Genomic DNA, 15,640 nt, shown 5'->3' with positions numbered 1-15,640 from the left:
CAGTTTTTTCTTTGTCAGTAAGGGTGTCAACAAGGAATATTACAAATTGTTAACCGAGTCTTGAAAGCCTTGTGCTACAAAGGTTTGAAATGTTAAGAAAGATGTGACTAAAGGACAGCCTTGATAAGGGGGGTGTCTGATAATTTTTAACGCCTACTTACTTAATCAACGCATGGTGACAAATTCCTCGGCAGCACTGGGATGAATGCCGACAGTGGCATCAAAATCGGCTTTTGTCGCCCCCATTTTTACGGCAATGGCTACTCCTTGAATAATTTCGGCGGCGTGATCTCCCACCATGTGCGCCCCAAGGATTTTACCACTTTCCTGGTGGACAACTAATTTCATCAAAGTTTTGTCCTCTCGGCCTGGTAAAACATTGTAACCGGGGCGGAATTTAGACCGATAAACTTTAATTACCGTGTCACCATATTGTTTTTTTGCTTGCAATTCTGTTAATCCCACCGTCGCAGCTTCAGGAGTAGAAAATACTGCCGAAGGAACGTTTTCATAACTCATTAACCGGGGTTTATTACCAAAGACTGTATCGGCAAAAGCTCGCCCCTCATTAATCGCCACGGGAGTTAAATTAATTTTATCGGTACAATCGCCCACGGCATAGATATTATCTTCACTGGTTTGGCTATACTCGTTGACGACAATTGCCCCTTTTTTTACCTCGACATTGACATTCTCTAAGCCCAATTTTTCCAGCTTAGGAATTCTTCCCGTAGCGGCTAAACCTAGGGCATCAACAAAGAGCATTTCTGAGGTTTCTTTACCCTGAATATGTACTTTTAAACCCTCAGCAGTTTTCTCGATCGAAGTGGGGAAAGTTTCGGGCATAATTTTAATTCCCTGACGGATCATTTCTGCTTGAATCTCATCGCGGATATCCTCATCAAACCCTCTTAAAATCTTGTCTTTACGGATTAACTGCACCACTTCCGTCCCTAATCCGTGCATAATACCAGCAAATTCTACCCCAATATATCCCGCCCCTAAAACTATAATTCTTTTCGGTTGTTCTGGCAGTTGAAACATGGCATCAGAAACCACCGTATGTTCGATCCCCGGAATATCGGGTTTAACCGGATGTCCCCCCACGGCAATTAAAATTTTATCGGCAGTAATTTTCTCCTCTCCCACCTCTAGGGTATGGCTATCAAGAAACTTGGCATAATTAGGAAAAAGCGTCACTTGAGAATTATCGAGCATCTTTTGATAAATGCCATTTAAACGGATAGTTTCCTGATTAACGGCGCTAATTAATTTTTGCCAATTTAACTGACTCTCTACTGGACTCCACCCGTAACCTTCCGCATCCTTAAATAGTTGCGGAAAACGACTAGAATAAACCATTAATTTTTTAGGAATACAACCGCGATTAACACAGGTTCCTCCCAAACGATCGTATTCTGCTAATCCCACTTTTGCCCCGTATTCGGCTGCCCGTCTAGCGGTGGCAATACCACCAGAACCACCACCAATCACCAATAAATCAAAATCATAACTCATAAAAACATCCTCGCAAATGAATAGAAGTTTGACGGAATCAAGAAACTTTTTTGGCAAAAAGGGGAGCGAATATCTCGGATCAATCCCTAACTGAATCTATCGAGTAACTAGCAGAATATGGTCACTAATGCTGCTAAATTAAGTAGGTAGGTATTAAAAACTTTCAGATCCCCCCGCCTATCGGCACCCCCCTTATTAAGGGGGGCAGGGGGGATCAAACCTAAAATCCATTTTTAATTTAATTATAACCAGCTACTTAGAGTCAATTTACCTACTGCCAAGACTTAATCCTATGCTAACACGCCGCTCGAAATTATCTTTTCTCTTGGGGACTTGTTCCCTATTTCTCTGGGTAAACCATCCCGTCACCCTCGCAACCCCCATCAGTCAAGACAATTCCCCCCCTTCCGAGTTTATCTGTCCAGCAGACTTAGCCACCAGGATCGATCGCATTTTGGCCCGACCCGATTATCAAGGCGCTTATTGGGGAATTTTAGTAAAATCCCTTAATTCTCAGGAAAATCTCTATAGTCTCCACGAAAATAACTTTTTTACTCCCGCTTCTACTGCGAAATTATTAACCACTGCTGCCGCTTTCAGCAAATTTAACCGCGATTATCGTCTGAAAAGCCCGATTTTAGCCCAGGGCAACCCCCCCGATTTAGAAACTTTAACCTTAGTCGGGAGGGGAGATGCAACCATAACCACAGAAAAGTTAGAAAAATTAGCAGAAAAGTTAAAAGCACGGGGAATTAACTCAATTTCTCGCTTAATTGTCGTTGCTAGTCCTTTTGTCGTCTCCGATAGTCAAAAAACCTGGGAATGGGAAGATGTCTTTTTTGACTATGCTGTACCCGCGTCTAGCTTGGTTTTAAACGAAAATTCCGTCACTTTAAAGCTTTTACCGCGACAATTGGGGCAAAGCTTAGATTTACAATGGTCTGATCCCATTGCCGCTAAACAATGGCTAATTGAGAATCAAACCAGCACTGCAGCGCAAGGAAGCCCGAATAATCTGGCAATTAAGGGCAATTTAGCCAATAATCGCCTGATTATCACTGGTTCTCTGGCTATCGATAGTCAAGATGATTTTAATTTAGCTATTCCCCAACCTTCGGAGTATTTCCTTAATCGCTGGCGTAATATCCTTGAAAAAACGGGAATTACCGTTAAAAACGCCGAAATTAGCTCAGAAATTCTCGGCGATGAAATCACAAATTTAGAATCAGAACCCCTAGCATATTTGGTGGAAAAAGTCAATAAAAATAGCGATAATTTACTAGCCGAAACCCTACTACAAATGCTCGGCGGTGTGTCGGGATTGCAAGAAACTTTAACAAAACTGGGAATTAACAGCGATAGTTATAAAATCGGCGATGGTTCGGGGCTATCACGACAAAACCTGATTAAACCCAATACTTTAGGTCAAATCTTACAACTAATGGCAGAAAACCCTGATTATCGTCGTTCTTTAGCCATTGGCGGCATTGATGGCACTTTAACCAATAGATTTCGCCAGACTCCCCTAGAAGGACGATTACAGGCAAAAACCGGGACTTTAACCGGAGTTATCGCTCTCGCCGGTTATCTAGAAACCGCCGACAATCAACCCCTAATCTTTAGCATAACCGTCAATAACAGCGATAAAACCGCCACCACCCTCAGAAACGGCATCGATGAGGTGATTTTGCTACTAGGACAGTTAAAACGCTGTTAATATTGAGGAGGCAAAAGGCAAAAGGCAAAAGGCAAAAGGCAAAAGGCAAAAGGCAAAAGGCAAAAGGCAAAAGGCAGCTTTGTTCTCCCCACTACCCCAACACCCAAACCCGCAACTAATTCGATCGAGCCATTTAATCACAGAAGACTGTATACTTTTGTAAAAATTGCTTCTAGCTGACCTGTAGATTAATCGAGGGAGTTATTGATATATGTATATAGTTCAGGTTGCCTCCGAGTGCGCCCCGGTGATTAAAGCTGGGGGATTGGGGGATGTGGTATATGGATTGAGTCGAGAATTAGAAATTCGCGGTCATTGCGTGGAGCTAATCCTACCCATGTATGATTGTATGCGCTACGACCAAATTTGGGGCTTACACGAGGCTTATCGGGACCTGTGGGTGCCTTGGTACGGTGGCGCAATTCACTGTAACGTTTTTTGTGGTTGGGTACACGGGCGCTTGTGTTTCTTTATTCAACCCAATTCGGGCGATAATTTCTTTAATCGCGGTACTTACTACGGTTGTAAGGACGATAATATGCGTTTTGCCTTCTTCTCTAAAGCCGCTTTAGAATTTTTGCTCAGAAGTAATAAACGTCCCGATATAATTCATTGTCACGACTGGCAAACGGGTTTAATTCCGCCCTTACTTTTTGAAATTTATAAATATCATGGTATGGGCAATCAGCGCGTTCTTTACACCATCCATAACTTTAAACATCAAGGATTTGGTGGTGCAGAAATTCTCTGGGCAACAGGATTAAATAACGATACTTACTACTTTAGCTATGCCCGAATGCGCGATAACTTCAATCCTTTTGTGATTAATTTTATGAAAGGTGGGATCGTCTTTTCCAACTATTTCAATACCGTCTCACCCCACCATGCTTGGGAAGCACACCACACCGATGTTAGTTACGGTTTAGGTCATACAATTCACCAGCATCAACACAAATTTACTGGCATTCTCAACGGTTTAGATTACAATATCTGGAACCCAGAAGTAGATAAATTTATTCCTGCACCCTACGGTATTGATAACTTCTCCGAGAAGGCACGCAATAAGAAGGCACTGCGAGAAAGACTCTGGTTAAGAGATGAACCAGAAAAACCCTTAATTTGTTATGTCGGTCGTTTAGATGACCAAAAAGGCGTACATTTAGTTCACCATGCCATGTATTATGCCTTAGCTCGCGGGGCGCAATTTGTCCTCTTAGGTTCCGCCACCGAATCGTTAATTAATAACTGGTTCTGGCATGAGAAAAATCACCTAAATAATAACCCTGATGTCCATATTGAATTGGGCTTTAATGAGGAATTATCTCACCTCATTTATGCGGGTGCTGATATGATTGTGGTTCCCAGTAATTTTGAACCCTGCGGACTGACACAAGTAATCAGCTTAAAATATGGAACCGTTCCCATTGTCCGGGGAGTTGGTGGTTTAGTTAATACGGTTTTTGATCGTGATTATGATACCTATCACAAACCGGAAGAACGCAATGGTTTTGTCTTTTTTGATCCCGATAATAATGCCCTAGAATCAGCCATGTCCCGGGCATTAGAATTGTGGTACACTCAACCGGAAGAATTCCAAAAATTAGCGATTCAAGGCATGGAATGCGATTACTCTTGGAATCGCCCTGGGGAAGAATACGTTGCCCTCTATGAAATGATTCGCCACAAATAAACTGTCTTGTCTCTAGCAATTCCCTGGCAGTTGTCAACAGAAATTCGAGGAATAGATTTGTTGAAATTTCCAGGGTAATTGCTTTAGTTTTGACCGACTCTTAACCCCACCAACAAACTTTTTCATCAAACCCTACTTAGGGTCTGCTGAATAAATCTAAAAACCTTGTTGGATAAGACTTTTGGACTTTTTTCCCCTCAAAAAGTGCCAGCCATTGCGGGGATCGGGGGGAAAATTCAGGTACTTTTTCCCTGAAAATTAGGTAGTTGACCACCTGAAAATCGATAAAACCCCACACCCCACACCCCACACCCTGCCCCCAGGAAAAGCTTTTTCATCAAACCCTACCTAGTAGAGCAGAAATGTTAACTTTGCTTGGTATTCTTGGGTGAGGGGATGACTAACTCCCAAAATCTGAAATATGGCTAACATGGCTTTTCTTGCCCCATCCTGACGATATTTTCTACTTTCCCCCACCAGGCTAATCAGTTTATCTAAAGCAGCGGCATAATCTTCTTTTAAAGCGAAATTAATCCCAGTAAAAAATATCGGATCGAGGGGATTATTTTCTGATTTTAACTGTTGAAATTCTAGGAGAGTTTTCCAACCTTTGATAACAGGATTTTCCTCTTTAATAGCACTGATTAATCGATAGGCATCTGACCATTTTTCCAGACGCATGAGAAATTTTACCGCCATAATAATTAATCGCGGTTCGTTGGGATATTTAGGAAAAAGACGATCAAATAATTGTTTAGCTGCGGGCAAATTATCGAGGGCGATCGCTTCTTTGATTTCTGCTAATCCTGTTTCTAATTCCGATTGTAAATCGAGACGGGAAAATAAGTCTCTAATTTGTTCTTCTGGCAAAGCACCGACAAAACAGGGTAACACTTCTCCCTTGCTGACAATTCGCACATCGGGAACTCCTTCTACATCGTATTGTTCGGCTAATTCGGGATTTTTATCTATATCTATTTTGGCCAGGATAAAATTATATTCGCTTGCCAGTTTTTCTAGCATCGGTTTTACCAATTTACAGGGTCCACACCACAGGGCATAAAAGTCTAAAATCACTGTATTTATATAGGACTTCTCGATCACTTCACTGTCAAAATTTGTCCCATCTACCTCGATAGAATATCCCATCTATTTCTCCTCTAATAACTTATTTTTCAGCTAGTTTTGTCTCACTTACCTCTTTTACCCAAAGGGCTAATCCTCCCCCTCGTCCCCGGGCTGCTATCATTGTTTCTGTGATCAGAAAATAGGCAAAAAATGCCTGTTTTTTGATGCTTTCCTGATAAAAATTAGCTCCGCTTACCTGGCCATTTCTAATAAAACCTGAATAGAGAGAGCGATTAAATAGGGTTAGGTTGAGCCGGGTGAAATCAAAGGCAAGAAGACGGGTTTTAGGAAAAAACTTAACTAGACCGCTTACAGATAGTTTTACTGCCCCTAAAAATATCTGATTGCTGACGGTTCCAGAGACAAATTCTCCCAGTTCTAAGCTCTCATTTCTTTGGTAAGAGATGGTAATTTTTAACCAGGATGGGAGATAGCGACCCTTACCCAAAACAATTCCCGCTCTCTTTTTCGCTTTTTGAGTTCCTGTGATAAAGTATAATCGCCAAGTACCGACTAAAGCTTCAAAAGTAAGATTTTCTTTAGTTTTTTTAGTGTTTTTTTCTTTGGTTAAGAGAAATTCCAGCAATTGAGAGACGGGGGGGCGATTATTGTCCTCAAGTATTAGGGGTGAGTCGAGATTTATAACCATGATTTCAGACAGTGCCAAAATATTTTAACTGAAGCTACCGAACTCGAAAAAGCGAGCGATAAACTGGTTGACCTTTATTATAAGTGGACTTTTCCCTCTCCGTCGCTACGGGGAAAATATTTTCCGCTAACCAGGGGGTTTGATGTTGCCGAACAAAATGGGGATGTGCTTGAAATCTCTCCGTCATTTCCAGGGCGATCGATTCCACATCCGACTGTAAAAAAACCCAGCCTCCAGATACCATATATTTAGCCAAAGCTATGACTAATTCCGGCTGCACGACTCGACGCTTACTGTGACGCTGTTTAAACCAAGGATCGGGAAATTGAATCGACACCCGAAATAACTTATCTACGGGCAAAGATTGCAGTAAAATTTCTGGGGTAACATTCATATTGCCAAAAACAAAAGCGAGATTTTTTAATCCTAACCTTTCCCGTTCCTGATTCGCTTCAATTACCAAAGGTTGACGAATTTCAATCCCCAAAAAATTAATTTCTGGATATACTTGGGCCATTTGTAACAAAAATTTACCCCGCGCACAACCAATATCAAGATGGAGAGGTTGCGTCATATCCTGATAAACTTGATTCCAATCGGGGGGAGCGATCGGATGGCGATATTTATGACTTAAGGGATTGACGTGCTGACGAACGCGAACTTTAGCCAAAGATATTTTCTCCTCATTTCTCCTCGATCGATCTAGTTTACCGATATTTAGCCCAATTGAATGCGATGAATTTCCGTTTCGCCATTCTCAGCGATCCTCATATCGCTTTACCCACAACCATTTTGAACCATTCTAATCGCTTTCATCTGGTGGAAGTGAGTATTCCCGCTTTAAAAATTGTTTTAGACCATCTCATCACCCTTAACCTCGATTTTCTGCTGATTGCTGGCGATTTAACCCAAGATGGTGAACCAGAAAATCATCGTTGGTTAGCCGATTGTTTAGCCACTTTACCCTTTCCCGTCTATGTGGTGCCGGGTAATCATGATGTTTTGAGTTTAACCGCAACAGAAAACCAGATCGGTTTAGGAGATTTTCCCTTTTATTATCAACAATTTGGTTACAGCCATCCCGAACAAATATACTACCAAAAAGAAATTTTACCCGGAGTGCAATTAATCGGTCTTAATTCTAATCAATTTGATGAGCAAGGTAAACAAATTGGCAGTTTAGATGCAGAACAATTGCATTGGTTAAAACAGATTTTACCATCGCTAAAAAACGATCTAGTGATGGTGATGATCCATCATAACGTTATCGAGCATTTACCCGGACAAAGCAATCATGAATTAGGTAAACGCTATATGTTGGCTAATGCGGGAGAACTGCTCGATATACTACAGGAAAACGGCGTAAAATTGTTGATTACCGGTCATCTCCACGTGCAGGATCTGGCTTTTACTAGAGGTATCTATGAAATTACCACCGGTTCCCTCGTCAGTTATCCCCATCCCTACCGGGTGCTAGAATATTGCGAAAACACGGGAGAATTAGCCATAGAATCCTTTCATCTGCAAAATATACCCGGATGGGAGAATTTACCCGCTATTTCTCGGCAATGGTTAGGCGATCGCTCTTATCCTTTTATGATGCGTTTGTTAACCTGCCATCCCCTCAATCTTCCCGTGAGTCTAGCGGAGGAATTAGCCCCAAAATTACGCAATTTTTGGGCAGATGTGGCCCAAGGTGACACAATCTTCGATTTTAGCGATTTTCCGCCCCTAGCACGCCGTTATTTTTACGCTTTCAGTGCCGTCGATCCCCTCGGTAATCCTCATTTTATCGACAATCAAGCCGTAATTAGTTTCAAACATCAGTTTAGTTATCAGCGCTCAAACTTTCTGCTGGAGATGGGAGAATAGCTGCAAGAAATAATTAACTATAGCTTATAGTTATGGTACGCGGCCGCTATCTTGGCAGAAAATATCAAAAAAAATCAATAAAAATAAATGGAAGCACTTAAAAAGGAATTAAAAAAAATCGGTTCTCTTGCCCTCTTTTTTTTCTTGGCTTTCGGTTATATTCTTCTGATCATGAAATTATTTCTGGAAGAGTATTCGATTACCACCTACGTGTTGGGTAAAGCGATCGTAGGAGCGATCCTTGCGGCAAAAACCGTGGCCATTCTCGACGCAGCCATGAAGCTAGAATGGTTAGAAAATCGTCCCCGTTACGTTAGTGTTCTGTATCGAACCTTTGTTTATACCCTAGCAGCACTGATTCTCGGCTCGATCGAGGGTTTTTTGGAAGCTTATCGGGTAACGCGGGTGATTTCGGAGGCAATGGCAAAATTTTGGCAAAGGGAAAGTTTCTCTCAAATCCTTGCGGTTACTCTCTGTCTCGCAGTGGTTTTTTGTCTCCACAATCTCTGGCACGAAATCGATCGCTATTGGGGTAAAGGCAAATTGAGAAAATTTTTTCTCGATCGCTCCTAGAGTAGAGCAGTTATAGCGTTTTTCACTCTGCTGAGGTACAAAAGTTATGGGTTTTAGGCAAAAGGCAACAGGCAAAAGGCAAAAGGGAAGAAAAATAGGTGTACCTCACTAGCTTAGGAAACGCTATATCTTAATGGTGAGATAGGAAGTTTTCCGGCTCTCTTAGGTTTGGTGGGTAAAATGTATTCTAAGATACATTCTCAAGAGCGAGGGGGTGGAACGAACCACAAAGACACAAAGGACACAAAGATTGATCGATCCTATGTAAGTTAAACTTATCACACAGAACCTAGAAGAGCCGTTTTCCTTTTGGGGAGTCGGGAGACTCCGAGACAGGAGACAGTCTTGAATCAGTTATCAGATCTGAGTTTTCAGTTCACTGATTACTGATTACTGTTCACTGTTCACTGAAAATACACCCCACACCCCACTTAAGAAGTATGTACGATCGCCCTATCTTTCGCGGGCAACCCCTGCTAGGATAAAATACGGGTGAAAAATTGCTAATCCAAGGAGTACAGACGTGATTGAACCTTTAGTGCTAGGGATTGTCCTAGGCTTAATTCCCATTACCCTAGCGGGTTTGTTCGTTGCCGCCTATTTACAGTACAAACGGGGCAATCAATTCGGCTTAGACTAAATCTATCACGCCAATCCCCCGAATTGAGAAAATCTCCCGTCAAGCTAGGCACTAGACGGGAGATTTTCAACAGGACAAATTTGCCGCTTAACAGATTGTGGCTGCCGGCGTTGCCATCCCCGCAAAACTTATCTGTCTTACTGGGAGAGCGATCGCCTAAAACCAAGAGCTACACGGCTGTTAAACTAGGAAAACGAATAACGGTTTCCGTGTATTCGGGAACCCATCCGGCGGTAGTGGTGAAGTAACGCACTGCTTTAACTCGTTTACTGGCAGTGAGGTGAAACCAGTGTTCGGTATGGGCGGGAACATTGATATATTCTTGAGGTTGAATAGTTAATTCCCCCTGAGAACCATCGGGAAAGACAAAGCCAAAAACCCCCTCCCCATCAATGATATAACGCACCTCATCGTCAGCGTGGGTGTGACAGCGCTCGAATTTGGCCAGTAAAGTGTCGAGATTGGGAATTTCAGGGTGTAAAACGATTAAATCTCTAGCTTGATAACCCGCTTCTTGCTTTAGTTGCTCAAAATAACCGTCTAAGCTGGTTAAAACTATTTCTTTTTCTTCGTCAGTCAGAGAAGCTTGTTTAAGTAGCTGACGGGTGGCCTGGTTTTCGATCGGCCAATAGTTTAAAGTGACATTTAATTTAGCCAATTCCAGACTAATATCGGCTAACTGGGTATAGGTTGTCCCATTCTCTAAGCGTAGTATCGCCATTGGTTATCATCCTCAAGATTACTTTTTTCATTTTAAAGTTTTCCAGAGAGAAGCCGCTCAATTTTTTGCCCCTCGATCCCTTGCCAGTTCCTAGGATTTTCTGCTCAAAAATGCTATTATGGTCTATATCTGGGGAATTAGCTCAGTTGGTAGAGCGCTGCGATCGCACCGCAGAGGTCAGGGATTCGAGTTCCCTATTCTCCATTTTCCAGAGATATTAACCGCTTTTCAAGGTTCAAGAAAGATTATGAACCAGTCTCAACTTCCCAAAAAGGCGTTACTTTTATTTCTGGGGAGAATAGCAGAGGATTACTGACAGAAAAGCTAAAAGATTTGACTTGTGGTGGTAATTTTCCTTGAAAAAATGCCATTAATTCCTGATCATTTCTCGGTAAATGACTAAGGATAACTCCATTAGCTGAATTATCTTGAACAAAGCGAAAATTGGCTTGAGTTCCATCGAGATAATTAACGTTAATTATCACGGGAGGGATTCTAAATATTTTTTTGATTATTTTACCCAACCAAGAATATTCAAATTTAACTTGAACACGAGTAATCCCACTATTACGAGTAGGTAATTCATAGACTTGATCCCAAGTAATATTAGTGGTCTCTCCTAGAGGGGTTGGACTGCAACGACTGACTTTTTGTCTTTCTAGAAGATAAAAGTTGGTTTTGATTGCGGGGACGCGGAAGGGCGAATTTACCGAGTCAAGTTGATAATTACAAACCACATAGGAAAAGGCTTTAGGTTCATCAAAAAAAGGATGTCTGCGATCAATAGATTGAAAGTGATAAATCAGATAATCTCTGGGAGATTTAGATAAGCTTTGGTAATTTAGTTCATCCAGTTTTTCTGTATAAGCAGAATAGGATTGAATAATCGGCCGCGGTTTCCAATTAAGCTGATTGCCCGGAATAAGTGAAAATTCCCAGGGAATTATATCAATAGTTTTGCCTTGCACTTTTTCCAGCACAGAATCGGGTATTTTGGTAGCGGTAGCAATGACTTGTAAATTTTGAGTTGTACTCCTTTCACCTCGCATTTTTAATTCTGTGGGATTAAGGATAGAGGAAATGACAACCCCAATATTATTAGCCACCCTATCGGGACTGAAATTACTCCACTGGCGAGCATTTTCCAGTATGGTTGAATTAGGACTAGAGGTGATAATAATACATCCCAAAAAAATTATTCCCCAAGCACAATAAGCAATTTTCTTAAACCGAGATTTTTTAATAATTGTTGTATAGAGAGAAGCTAAGAGAATAACCACAAGTGTAAAAACAACAACGTGAGCATCTTGCCGAACAAATCCATGCTTAAATGACAAAAATATGGGAAAAATATAGGCAATAGCCAGACTAATTTTTTGGTCTATAATTGCCAGAGACATTAAAAGCAAACTTAAGGCAAAGCAGAGCAAAGCGATTAGTAAACGCGGGTAATTTCCTACAATACTCATCGCACTGGAATAACCAGAAGAAATTTGCCAAGAATTGCTCAAATATTCCATGAGAGAGGGAAAATTATCTAGATTAATTGTTTGGATAAGAAGTAACCCATAAAGCCCATAAAATACTAACAGAGGTAAGAAGTTAAGTAAGTGGTTATGATTAAATAGAAGATAGATTCTGCCTTTGATACCCCTTGCCTCTCTTAATAAGGGGGGTGCCGATAGGCGGGCAGATCTGACGATAAACCAGAGAGTTAAAGCCACTCCTCCAGCAATGCAAAAATTAACTATAATGTGGATAAAGGCTCGGTTAGAGGCAGCTGGATAGAGAAAAATAAAGGCAATGGAAGGAATGCTTAAAGTTAAGTTAATACCAGCGAGAACATTTTTTATAACTATCGATGGTGACTTCTGAAAATATCCCCGAACAATATTAACGATTGTGTAGATAAACAGGCTGCCTGCTAGATAAATTCCTAGAGTTAGTTTGGTGAGTATAGAGAAACCAGTGATCATGCCAATAGCTATAGCTAAATAATTGATGTACTTTTGAAAAAAGTTATCAAAAGACATGAGTATCAGGAGGATAAATGTCATCTGATAATCAACAGTAAAGCCGATACTGTTGTAGGGATTTCCTACTAGAGTAGCAAAAATAATTGACAGCACAAAAACTATTTGATTGCTATAGCTTTTAATAAATAATAATCTGAGAATAACCACCGCTAATAGACAAAGGTGTATCAACCAGCGAAAATAGATAATTTGGGAAAAGTTGTAATTTAAAGATGTGCCATGAATCAGATAGCCTAGGGGTCCATAGGTGAAGATAATATCTTGGCCAAAAATTAACTGTTTATGGGCGGCATCACTAATAGCAAAAGCCCAAGAAGCATCTAAGCCCCTTTTTAACCGATCAATAATAGGCAAATTTGCCAGAAAAAAGTAGGCAGTAATAATAATTAGTATTCCCTTGACGAATACAGGTAAATCGAGAGATTTTTTGTGCATAATTTTTGAGTTAAAAAATTCCTTTTAATTCCTTCTCGTGATTATAAATCCAATCAAAGATATCTTGGATTAATTTTCTACCGTCTCGCTGGGGTTGCCATCCAGTTATAGAACTGATTTTGCGAGAATCAGTGATAAAAATTGGCATATCTCCGGTACGATTTTCGGGAATTGCCTCAATCATTATACTATTGCCCGTGATTTCTTGACATAGTTTTGTAGTTTCATAAAGGGAAAAGGAAAAATCTTGCCCACCCCCCACATTAAAAGTCTGCCCTTTGAATTGTTCTAAATTAGCAATCTGAATATCGATTAAATCGAGTAAATCAGCTACATGAAGAAAATCTCTAACCTGTTTCCCCGTACCCCCATAACCGATATATTTTAAGGACTTCTGAAAGTAATGATTAGCCACCCAAAGGGCAAAAACTCCCTGATCAACTTTTCCCATCTGCCAAGGACCAGTTAAAACTCCACAGCGATTAATTAAAGTTCTTAATCCGTAGGCATCCCCATATTCATTAATAATCAGTTCCGATGCTAACTTAGTGGAACCGTAGAGAGAACGGGGCAAATCTAAGGGAAATTGTTCACTGATACCAAAAGCAGAAACCCCAGGTAAATCTTGCTGTTCAGATAACTGAAAACGAGTATCTGTTTCTGTATAGTTTAATTGATTAAGATAGGCAATAGGATAAACTCTGCTGGTGGAGAGAAAAATAAAATCAGCTTGGTTTTGTCTAGCTAATTCTAAACAGTTAATCGTTCCAATTAAGTTTGTTTGCAAAACGTAGCCAGGGGAAGTATAACCAGCTAAAACGGAAGGTTCTGCCGAACATTCTAGGATTAAATCCACTAGCAAAGCGGATGCTTCTAAGTCTTCCGCATTTCTGACATCTCCATGAACAAATTCAATTCCCGCCTGTTTAAGACGGGGAATATTCAACTCGGAACCGCGACGTTTTAAGTTATCTAAGGCGATAATTTTCCAATCGGGATAACGTTGGGCTAATCCTAAACCTAAGGAACTGCCCACAAAACCCGCACCACCAGTAATTAACACTTGCCTAGTCATCAAAAATACTCCTCTAGATAAGTAATTATCTAGCCACTTGATTCTTTTTCTGTTTGCGCTTATAGTCGCCTCTAGAAAGGTATTTTTCTAACCAGATAGAGAGAACTATAAATAAATAACGACTGCCCATTTCCTTGAGTTTTAACTTGGAAATCCCCGTGGTACGATTGCGCCAAGTGATGGGAATTGTCGTATAGGAATATCCTCGCACGATTGCTTTTAAGGGCATCTCTACTGTTAAGTTAAAATGGTGAGACAGTAGAGGTGATATTCCTTCGATAACCTCCTTACGATAGATTTTAAAGGCATTAGTGGTATCATTAAATTTTAGCCCAAATAAAACTTGAATGAAGAGATTAGCCAAACGATTGACGAATAACTTGTGTATGGGATAATCAATAACTTTTCCTCCCCTGATAAAACGAGAACCAAAAACGCAATCGTAGCCTTCTTGGAGTTTATAATAATAGTCCACCATGTTATCGGGAGAGTCGGAATTATCTGCCATTACTACTGCCACTGCATCACCGCTAAAATTTTCTAATCCACAGCGTACCGCAAAACCAAAACCGTTGGGATAATAGTTATTGATGTAGCGAATCCGATGATTTTCTTGGTTGATTTTTTGCAGAACTGCTTCGGTGTTATCTTTGCTATTGTCATTAACCACCAGGATTTCATAATCAATTTTATCCCGTTCTAAACGTTCGGATATTAAGTGAGCAGTGCTTTCGATGCAATCTTCTTCGTTGTAAGCAGGGATAATTATTGATAGGGTTTTTACTGCATAGTTATCCCTTGATTGACGTGGGTGAGAGTAACCGTCCATCTCGAAAGCTGGTGCTAATCCTTCGGGATAGTACATTTCTGTCTCATTAGTCTTATTCTTAGGTTTAAAAATTAGGCTATCACTGGCGACATAATTAATACCAGCACCCAGTAAAACCCCAATCATTGTGTTAACTCCGGGGCTAATTCCTAACCAGTTTAAGAATGGAAATACCAAAAAAACTCGCAGTAAAACTGCTAAACCTGCCGAGAGATGATAGAGAGGAAGTTGTATCAAAATCACATCTCTAATTGTCCAATCTCCCCCAGTCCACACCCAGATTCTATAGATAAAGAAACTAGCAATTAAAGATATTTCTATCGAAATAACATTAGCAACATTCTTGAGAAATGGGGTATTAAATCCTAAGTCGTCAATGAACCAATAAATGAAGAATAAGTTGATTAAAAATGCCACTCCCCCAGCAATGAGAAATCGAAAAATTTTATTATTGTAGATTTTAGTTAACATAAGGAACTCAACTCAATATAAATTACAGATAATTATCTCTTATTTACCGTGTCTTGTTGTGTATGTATCACAACGTTTGTTAGAAAAAACGGGCTTGTTATTAGGATTATACAGGCTATTTAAATATTTTTTATCTTCTCGGTTTTCTCTTGTTTTGCGGCAAAAAACGGCTCTTCGTTACCCTTTATGCTAAATCAACAGACAAGATGCCAAGACAACATACTTCTAACCCAAAAATTCCGAAAGTTTCTAAAGCCATAGCCTCTCCGTTTTATTAGTTTAAGTT

13 protein-coding genes and 1 tRNA gene are annotated in these 15,640 nt (G+C 40.4%); 6 read left to right on the top strand and 8 right to left on the bottom strand.

Annotation, left to right across the window (positions count from 1 at the left end; translation table 11 throughout):
• Positions 1-165: 165 nt before the first annotated feature.
• On the bottom strand, positions 166-1,518 hold the full coding sequence (gorA, locus tag EWV60_RS09635) for a glutathione-disulfide reductase (protein ID WP_287232067.1): 1,353 nt from the start codon (positions 1,516-1,518) through the stop codon (positions 166-168).
• Between the two features lie 292 nt (positions 1,519-1,810).
• Between gorA and dacB the strand changes: the two genes are divergently transcribed.
• Positions 1,811-3,235, top strand: coding sequence for a D-alanyl-D-alanine carboxypeptidase/D-alanyl-D-alanine endopeptidase (gene dacB / locus EWV60_RS09630; protein WP_287232065.1), 1,425 nt, complete (start codon positions 1,811-1,813; stop codon positions 3,233-3,235).
• 211 nt (positions 3,236-3,446) lie between these two features.
• Positions 3,447-4,925: a glycogen synthase GlgA gene (glgA, locus tag EWV60_RS09625; protein WP_024970973.1), complete on the top strand. Its 1,479-nt coding sequence runs from the start codon at positions 3,447-3,449 to the stop codon at positions 4,923-4,925.
• Between the two features lie 348 nt (positions 4,926-5,273).
• Here the strand turns inward: glgA and EWV60_RS09620 are convergent, their stop codons facing one another.
• From EWV60_RS09620 to trmB, 3 genes are read right to left on the bottom strand one after another with little or no spacing between them, the layout of a single operon-like run.
• Complete coding sequence (locus EWV60_RS09620) at positions 5,274-6,074, bottom strand: tetratricopeptide repeat protein (protein ID WP_287232063.1); 801 nt, start codon at positions 6,072-6,074, stop codon at positions 5,274-5,276.
• Positions 6,075-6,093: 19 nt separating this feature from the next.
• On the bottom strand, positions 6,094-6,702 hold the full coding sequence (locus EWV60_RS09615) for a hypothetical protein (protein ID WP_287232061.1): 609 nt from the start codon (positions 6,700-6,702) through the stop codon (positions 6,094-6,096).
• 34 nt (positions 6,703-6,736) lie between these two features.
• Positions 6,737-7,372, bottom strand: coding sequence for a tRNA (guanosine(46)-N7)-methyltransferase TrmB (gene trmB / locus EWV60_RS09610; RefSeq protein WP_287232059.1), 636 nt, complete (start codon positions 7,370-7,372; stop codon positions 6,737-6,739).
• Between the two features lie 65 nt (positions 7,373-7,437).
• On the opposite strand from trmB, the gene EWV60_RS09605 reads away from it, so the two are divergent.
• The 3 genes from EWV60_RS09605 to petG all read left to right on the top strand — a co-directional run bounded on the left by EWV60_RS09605 (position 7,438) and on the right by petG (position 9,787).
• Entirely contained in the window at positions 7,438-8,574 is a 1,137-nt protein-coding gene (locus EWV60_RS09605; RefSeq protein ID WP_287232057.1) for a metallophosphoesterase family protein, read from the top strand.
• Positions 8,575-8,661: 87 nt separating this feature from the next.
• The gene (locus EWV60_RS09600; protein WP_287232055.1) at positions 8,662-9,147 is read left to right on the top strand and encodes a hypothetical protein; all 486 of its coding nucleotides are present in this window, start codon (positions 8,662-8,664) and stop codon (positions 9,145-9,147) included.
• 523 nt (positions 9,148-9,670) lie between these two features.
• Positions 9,671-9,787, top strand: a complete 117-nt coding sequence (gene petG, locus EWV60_RS09595; RefSeq protein ID WP_002738052.1) for a cytochrome b6-f complex subunit V — start codon at positions 9,671-9,673, stop codon at positions 9,785-9,787.
• 169 nt (positions 9,788-9,956) lie between these two features.
• On the opposite strand, the gene EWV60_RS09590 is transcribed toward petG, so the two are convergent.
• Positions 9,957-10,508, bottom strand: a complete 552-nt coding sequence (locus EWV60_RS09590) for a 1,2-dihydroxy-3-keto-5-methylthiopentene dioxygenase (protein ID WP_287232053.1) — start codon at positions 10,506-10,508, stop codon at positions 9,957-9,959.
• A 131-nt stretch (positions 10,509-10,639) separates the two neighbouring features.
• On the opposite strand from EWV60_RS09590, the gene EWV60_RS09585 reads away from it, so the two are divergent.
• A tRNA-Ala gene (locus EWV60_RS09585) sits at positions 10,640-10,712 on the top strand.
• 41 nt (positions 10,713-10,753) lie between these two features.
• Here the strand turns inward: EWV60_RS09585 and EWV60_RS09580 are convergent.
• From EWV60_RS09580 to EWV60_RS09570, 3 genes are read right to left on the bottom strand one after another with little or no spacing between them, the layout of a single operon-like run.
• The gene (locus EWV60_RS09580; RefSeq protein ID WP_287232051.1) at positions 10,754-12,979 is read right to left on the bottom strand and encodes a hypothetical protein; all 2,226 of its coding nucleotides are present in this window, start codon (positions 12,977-12,979) and stop codon (positions 10,754-10,756) included.
• A 10-nt stretch (positions 12,980-12,989) separates the two neighbouring features.
• Positions 12,990-14,054, bottom strand: a complete 1,065-nt coding sequence (locus EWV60_RS09575) for an NAD-dependent epimerase/dehydratase family protein (protein ID WP_287232049.1) — start codon at positions 14,052-14,054, stop codon at positions 12,990-12,992.
• Between the two features lie 25 nt (positions 14,055-14,079).
• Positions 14,080-15,354, bottom strand: coding sequence for a glycosyltransferase (locus tag EWV60_RS09570; RefSeq protein ID WP_271937330.1), 1,275 nt, complete (start codon positions 15,352-15,354; stop codon positions 14,080-14,082).
• Positions 15,355-15,640 lie beyond the last annotated feature (286 nt).

The organism is Microcystis sp. Msp_OC_L_20101000_S702, from assembly GCF_007095705.1.
GTDB lineage: Bacteria > Cyanobacteriota > Cyanobacteriia > Cyanobacteriales > Microcystaceae > Microcystis > Microcystis ichthyoblabe_A.
The sequence above is the reverse complement of the archived record's forward strand: the minus strand, read 5'-3'. Positions and strand labels throughout refer to the sequence as shown.

Excerpts from the sequence above, each read along its gene's own strand:
- gorA (WP_287232067.1), bottom strand. The coding sequence starts at position 1,518 with ATGAGTTATGATTTTGATTTATTGGTGATTGGTGGTGGTTCTGGTGGT.
- dacB (WP_287232065.1), top strand. The coding sequence starts at position 1,811 with ATGCTAACACGCCGCTCGAAATTATCTTTTCTCTTGGGGACTTGTTCC.
- glgA (WP_024970973.1), top strand. The coding sequence starts at position 3,447 with ATGTATATAGTTCAGGTTGCCTCCGAGTGCGCCCCGGTGATTAAAGCT.
- EWV60_RS09620 (WP_287232063.1), bottom strand. The coding sequence starts at position 6,074 with ATGGGATATTCTATCGAGGTAGATGGGACAAATTTTGACAGTGAAGTG.
- EWV60_RS09615 (WP_287232061.1), bottom strand. The coding sequence starts at position 6,702 with ATGGTTATAAATCTCGACTCACCCCTAATACTTGAGGACAATAATCGC.
- EWV60_RS09605 (WP_287232057.1), top strand. The coding sequence starts at position 7,438 with ATGAATTTCCGTTTCGCCATTCTCAGCGATCCTCATATCGCTTTACCC.
- EWV60_RS09600 (WP_287232055.1), top strand. The coding sequence starts at position 8,662 with ATGGAAGCACTTAAAAAGGAATTAAAAAAAATCGGTTCTCTTGCCCTC.
- EWV60_RS09590 (WP_287232053.1), bottom strand. The coding sequence starts at position 10,508 with ATGGCGATACTACGCTTAGAGAATGGGACAACCTATACCCAGTTAGCC.
- EWV60_RS09580 (WP_287232051.1), bottom strand. The coding sequence starts at position 12,979 with ATGCACAAAAAATCTCTCGATTTACCTGTATTCGTCAAGGGAATACTA.
- EWV60_RS09575 (WP_287232049.1), bottom strand. The coding sequence starts at position 14,054 with ATGACTAGGCAAGTGTTAATTACTGGTGGTGCGGGTTTTGTGGGCAGT.
- EWV60_RS09570 (WP_271937330.1), bottom strand. The coding sequence starts at position 15,354 with ATGTTAACTAAAATCTACAATAATAAAATTTTTCGATTTCTCATTGCT.